The following is a 5,294-nucleotide window of genomic DNA, read 5'->3' as shown; positions in this document are numbered from 1 at the left end:
GAGTAGTCGCCGAGAAAATCACCTTGCAAAAGCGGGGGCATCCACACACGCCCCGGGATTGCCGGAGGCCGTTTCGTTTGAGTCACGCCGCGATGGCGGGCTCCTCGAGTTGCGCATAATAGCGCGCTTCGGCTTCTGCCGGCGGAATGTTTCCGATCGGCTCCAGCAGTCTGCGATTGTTGAACCAGTCGACCCATTCGAGCGTGGCGAACTCGACCGCCTCGAAGCTTCGCCACGGCCCGCGTCGCCAGATCAGCTCGGCCTTGTAGAGTCCGTTGATCGTCTCGGCGAGCGCGTTGTCGTAGCTGTCGCCGACGCTGCCGACCGATGGCTCGACGCCGGCCTCGGCGAGGCGCTCGGTGTATTTTATAGAGACGTATTGAACGCCGCGGTCGCTATGATGGACGAGGCCGCCGCTGTGAACCGGCCGACGATCATGCAGCGCCTGCTCGAGCGCGTCGAGCACGAAGCCCGCATGCGCTGTGCGCGAGGCGCGCCAGCCGACGATCCGCCGAGCGAAGGCGTCGATCACGAAAGCTACATAGACGAAGCCTTGCCAAGTCGAGACATAAGTGAAGTCGGACAGCCACAGCGCATTTGGCCGCGCCGCCCGAAATTGCCGGTTCACCTTGAGAGCATGCAAGGTTGTGGGGTTCGTCACGCTGCAAGGCGCACGGGATCGTTTTGGCTGTCTGGTTGGAAATCTGGATAGAGGTGCCTGAACGAACCGGCGAGTGTTTCGTTGAGAACGGCGACACGCACGTCGAGGAACGGCTGCACGGTCCATCTATTCCATCGCATCTGCTGTTTCTTGATCATCCGCTTTGACAGGATTTCGTTGACGGCGCTTTCGACAAAAGCGGTTGAAATCGGCAGCCGATCGCGCCGCCTCCGCCCGTAGTTCACGAGCGCAGGCTGATTGGCGTAAAGGTACTCGATGAGATCGTTGATGTGTCGCCGAATTACGGGCGCGCCTTTGACGTCTCTCACATGAGCGGCGTCAATCCAATGCGTCAGCCGCGCCAAGCGCCCAAGACATGCGCTTGAACGGCCGTGCCAGAGTCTCCACTTGGCTCTCTCGAGTTCGTGGATTGGATGGCCTCGCAGGTAGTCGCTGAATGTCCGGCTCTGTCGCGAATTTTTCTCGCGGGTCGATTGGGGCTATGATCGCCGGGCGCGAGGCAGGCGGGATAGTCCGATGATCGATTTCAAGGGCAGCCATTTTGAACGCGACGTGGTCCTGTGGGGCGTCCGCTGGTATGTGGCCTATCCGATGAGCTATCGTCAACTCGAGGAAATGATGGAAGAGCGAGGCGTCGAAGTCGACCATTCCACGCTCAACCGCTGGGTCGTCAAGTATGCGTCTTTGCTGGAGAAACAGTTCCGTGCTCGCAAGCGCGCAATCGGATCCAGCTGGCGTCTCGATGAGACCTACGTGAAAGTCAAAGGCTGCTGGAAATATCTGTATCGGGCGGTCGACAAGGCGGGCGCGACGGTGGACTTCCTGCTGACGGCGAAGCGGAATTGCAAAGCCGCGCTGCGCTTCTTGCGCAAGGCGATCGGCCAGCATGGCGAACCGGAGAAGATCACGATCGACAAGAGCGGCGCCAACACGGCGGCGATCGAAACCTACAATGCGGAGCATGAAGCGGACATCGAAATCCGCCGTATCAAATATCTCAATAATATCGTCGAACAGGACCACCGAGCGGTGAAGCGAATGACGCGGCCGATGTTGGGTTTCAAATCATTTCGCTCGGCTGCTGCGACACTCTCGGGCATCGAGGTCATGCATATGATCCGAAAGGACCAGTTGCAGACCGCGGGCGAATTGCGTCCTGCGCAGAAGTTCTACGCCCTCGCCGCGTGAGCCACATCATTCTCACACGCTCATCGCGTCCATAAACAAAATTTGCGACAAAGCCCGCGCGTGACCGTGCTGACCCCGACTGTGTGCCGGAAGAAACCGAACATGGGCGCGTCGTTGATTGAATCCCCAACATAGAGCACTGCATCGCGCTCCACTTCGATGTCGACGCCGTAGCTTGTCGCCAGAACGCGACGCGTCATGGCGAGCTTATCGTAGCCGCCGAGCCACCCCAGCACCCACAGATTATTGTCAGTCACATCGGCTCCGGCGGCACGCATCGCCGAAGCGATAGCGGCGCGCGCGTCAGCGTCTTCCGGTCGGGCAAAGGCGATACTCGTCAGCGGAAGGGCTGATCCTCGGCGAAAGTTGCGCCCGGAATGGCGGCAAGAACATCTCGCGCGATCTCGGCAAGGCGGCCCCACACGTCAGCCCTATCGTTCGCGCCGTGCCAAAAGCTGCGCACGAGGCGGTGACCTTCAGCGCGCTCGAAGAAGAATCCGCCGTTCTCGCCGATCACCCCGTCCACTGGCCACATCCGGGCCATCTGATCGCACCAGCCTGCGGGCGCCGCAGTAACGGGGATTACTTTCACCCCTGCTCTCTGCAGGCGCTCGAGTGCATCATAGGTGCGTGCGCCGAGGCGGCCGCGAAAGGTAAGGGTCTCATCCATGTCGGTCAGCACGAAGCGGACGTTGCGGAACTCCGAGATGTCGGCTTCGGCTAAAGGCCTCAAGGCTTTCTCCCGTCTGGCTTAATGTGGGCGCTTCATCTTGGCGCGAGGATCGTTTTCATTGGTGAGACGATTTTCGATTGGGACGTGGTCGCCCATTCGGCGGCGCCTTGTCGTTATCACATCGAACGCCTCGAAAAATGCTTTTACCACAACGTTGAGCCAGATCCGCGCCTATGCCGCCGCAGGGCGCGCGCGCCGCCTTCCTATCGAACTTCCGGGATCTTCCGGCTCCTGCGATCCTCGACGCTTCGAGCGATAGGGAGGAGAAACTTGCGTTGCCGGAAAGTTCGTGTAGCTGTCGTCAACCTGATTCGGGAGTCGACTATGCCGCTTACCAAACGTCAAATTAGCCAGTTAGAAAAGATCGTCGAGACCGTGCAGGCGATTCTCGCGGCGGAGAAGAAGCAGGATTCCGGGCAGAGCAAACAGAGGAAGGGTCTCCGGGCTTCTGCCGGCGGCGCCAGCGGCCGACGGTCCGGAAAGGAACTCGCAGCTTTCCGTAAGGCGTTACGGGCGGAACGCAAAAGCGGCGTTCCCGTCGCCGAGATCGCCAAACGACACAAGGTCAGCAAATCCTATGTCTATCAGCTCTGACCAAGGATGCTCAGAGCCAGTGCCCACGCCGACTGGGATCCAATGTGGAGCACGACTGTTTGCCAGAGCCTATGAAAGTTCGCTGATTGCGCTCCTTTCGCGCTCATCAGCAATGTTGCCGCCATCGGAGAACTTGCACTGCGGCGCCGTAATTCGCGAGGTCGATCAATTCCGGCGCGTGCAAATTCGGACGTCGCGGACAGCCAGCTTCTGGCGATCAAATGGAATTATCGGAGCCGACGTGCCTTACCGCCGCAGGCGCGCCTCGTGGCGCGAACGGCGACATTGGTCTCGAGACATTGTTCGCTCTCTGCGAGGAGCTGCCGCGCAAATCCGACGGGCTCTCGACCGGCGCCTATGCTACACCTGCTCGCGCGCGGATGAGCTCGGCGCCCGGCGCCCATGGCGTCTTTGACCGCCGCTACGATCGAAATCTTGTCGAATGTCGAAAGGGCCGTGCAGAGCCATGACCGAGGCAAGCCTGGGAACAGATCGCAATTTCGGCGTCGCGCTGGCGGCGCTCGGTGCGGTCCTGTTCTCGACCAAGGCGGTTCTCGTCAAACTCGCCTACTCCTATCCGCTGACGCCGGAAGCTTTGCTCTCGTTGCGCATGCTTTTCGCCATGCCCGTGTATCTCGCTGTCGCGGCCTATCTGAGCCGTAGTGGCGCGCGCCTGTCGGCGCGGGATCTCCTCGGGATAGCCGCCTTCGGTCTCATCGGCTATTACGCCGCAAGTCTCCTCGATTTCGCGGCTCTCGTCCGGATCTCCGTGGATCTCGAGCGGCTGGTTCTCTACACCTATCCGCTGATCGTCGTCCTGCTGTCCGCCCTGGCCTTCGGCCGCCCGATCACGCGAAACGACGTGCTGGCGTTTGGCGTCGCCTATCTCGGTCTCGCGCTCGTGCTGCTCGACGATCGCGCCAGGGCCGGCGCGACGCCGGCCTGGGTCGACGGCGTGTTATTGGTGCTGCTGAGCGCAATAGCCTATGCGGTCTATCTGATCGGCAGTCAGAAAATCATCTTACGCCTCGGCGCCAAGCGATATACGGCGCTCGCCATGCTGGCGGCGACGGGCGGCACGCTGCTGCATTTCAGCCTGTCCGGGCCCACCTCCCAGCTCCTCGAGCAGCCCGCGGCGGTCTATGGCTATGGTTTTGCGCTCGCGATCTTCTCGACGGTCCTGCCGAGCTTCTTGACCTCGGAAGGAATCGCGCGGATCGGAGCCGCCAACACGGCGATTATTGGCGCGCTGGGACCGATCACGACCATGTTCATATCCTGGCTGCTGCTCGACGAGGCGATTACCGCCATTCAGCTCACCGGCACGGCCCTCGTGCTCCTCGGCGTGCGTGCAGCTTCCAGGAGCCCTTCCCGTTGAAGGGGAAGTGGATATGCCCGTCGCCGTCCGGAAGCTGAACCGCGGTTCACTGTCGGAGTTGAACGGGATCGTCGAGGAGGCGCCGGACGCAGCGTCACGGTTGACGGCCTATCATGTCCGGATCAGCGGCGCCGGCGCTTCCGCCAGTAGCCGAACGCGTCCTCATGAATCTCGACATCCAGCTCCGCTACGCGGGCTTGCAGCCTGCTCTGCACATCCGCGACGGCCTTGTTGTAGATAATCGGACCTATCTCTTCGACGAAGAATTGGAGCAGGCCCTCCGCCGCGAGATTGCCGATCTCACTGTCCATATTCTCTTCGAAATAGCGTCGAATCGACAAGACCGCTTCCTTCGCAGACTCCTTCGGTATCTCGATCGCCACCGCGCGTTCCTTTCACGCATAGAGCTTCGCTTCTTCCGAGCCGATCGACTCACCGCCCTGGTCGACGCTGTTTGTCGCATCGCGCGGGAAAACGTCTGGCGCGTCGATTGGAGACCCGTCCTCGGCGGCCGGTCGCGCTGAGAGCCAGATTCATCAATCGGCCGATCGATGTCCATCCCCGTCGGCGAAGTCGGCGGCGTCTTCGTCCGTCTCCCGCTCTTCGTCGCGCAGTCCCAGGTTCCGGTCGAGATCGCCGTCGGCGCCCGGGCGCTGCAGCAGGCCCTCGTCCTCCAGCCGCTCGAGGTCGGGGAGCTCGCGCAGGCTGCCGGGGCCGAA

The 5,294-nt window shown here is 61.4% G+C and carries 8 protein-coding genes and 1 pseudogene; 3 read left to right on the top strand and 6 right to left on the bottom strand.

Annotation, left to right across the window (positions count from 1 at the left end):
• Positions 1-82: 82 nt before the first annotated feature.
• Positions 83-631 (bottom strand): annotated as a pseudogene (locus KP010_RS09430) (IS3 family transposase); the annotation flags it as partial.
• A gap of 26 nt (positions 632-657) precedes the next feature.
• Entirely contained in the window at positions 658-1,026 is a 369-nt protein-coding gene (locus tag KP010_RS09425) for a hypothetical protein (RefSeq protein WP_216280777.1), read from the bottom strand.
• A 172-nt stretch (positions 1,027-1,198) separates the two neighbouring features.
• Here KP010_RS09425 and KP010_RS09420 point away from each other — a divergent pair, with 172 nt between their 5' ends.
• Positions 1,199-1,870, top strand: coding sequence for an IS6 family transposase (locus KP010_RS09420; RefSeq protein ID WP_216280776.1), 672 nt, complete (start codon positions 1,199-1,201; stop codon positions 1,868-1,870).
• A 20-nt stretch (positions 1,871-1,890) separates the two neighbouring features.
• Here the strand turns inward: KP010_RS09420 and KP010_RS22745 are convergent, their stop codons facing one another.
• Positions 1,891-2,127: a hypothetical protein gene (locus KP010_RS22745; protein ID WP_253203597.1), complete on the bottom strand. Its 237-nt coding sequence runs from the start codon at positions 2,125-2,127 to the stop codon at positions 1,891-1,893.
• A gap of 80 nt (positions 2,128-2,207) precedes the next feature.
• Complete coding sequence (locus KP010_RS22740) at positions 2,208-2,603, bottom strand: HAD family hydrolase (RefSeq protein WP_253203596.1); 396 nt, start codon at positions 2,601-2,603, stop codon at positions 2,208-2,210.
• Positions 2,604-2,927: 324 nt separating this feature from the next.
• Between KP010_RS22740 and KP010_RS09410 the strand changes: the two genes are divergently transcribed.
• Both KP010_RS09410 and KP010_RS09405 read left to right on the top strand, forming a co-directional pair.
• Positions 2,928-3,197, top strand: coding sequence for a hypothetical protein (locus KP010_RS09410; protein ID WP_142863721.1), 270 nt, complete (start codon positions 2,928-2,930; stop codon positions 3,195-3,197).
• 466 nt (positions 3,198-3,663) lie between these two features.
• A complete protein-coding gene (locus KP010_RS09405) occupies positions 3,664-4,575 on the top strand; it encodes a DMT family transporter (protein ID WP_216280775.1) in 912 nt (303 codons plus the stop codon).
• A 122-nt stretch (positions 4,576-4,697) separates the two neighbouring features.
• Here KP010_RS09405 and KP010_RS09400 read toward each other — a convergent pair whose 3' ends face one another.
• Positions 4,698-4,958 carry a DUF2164 domain-containing protein gene (locus KP010_RS09400; protein ID WP_142863723.1) on the bottom strand — a complete coding sequence of 87 codons (261 nt, stop codon included), beginning with the start codon at positions 4,956-4,958 and terminating at the stop codon, positions 4,698-4,700.
• A gap of 153 nt (positions 4,959-5,111) precedes the next feature.
• Positions 5,112-5,294 (bottom strand): hypothetical protein (locus tag KP010_RS09395; RefSeq protein WP_371824202.1); only part of this gene is annotated, 183 nt, incomplete at its 5' end.

This window comes from Methylosinus sp. KRF6, from assembly GCF_018887255.1.
GTDB lineage: Bacteria > Pseudomonadota > Alphaproteobacteria > Rhizobiales > Beijerinckiaceae > Methylosinus > Methylosinus sporium.
This window is presented reverse-complemented; position numbering and strand designations above follow the sequence as displayed.

Excerpts from the sequence above, each read along its gene's own strand:
- KP010_RS09420 (WP_216280776.1), top strand. The coding sequence starts at position 1,199 with ATGATCGATTTCAAGGGCAGCCATTTTGAACGCGACGTGGTCCTGTGG.
- KP010_RS09410 (WP_142863721.1), top strand. The coding sequence starts at position 2,928 with ATGCCGCTTACCAAACGTCAAATTAGCCAGTTAGAAAAGATCGTCGAG.
- KP010_RS09405 (WP_216280775.1), top strand. The coding sequence starts at position 3,664 with ATGACCGAGGCAAGCCTGGGAACAGATCGCAATTTCGGCGTCGCGCTG.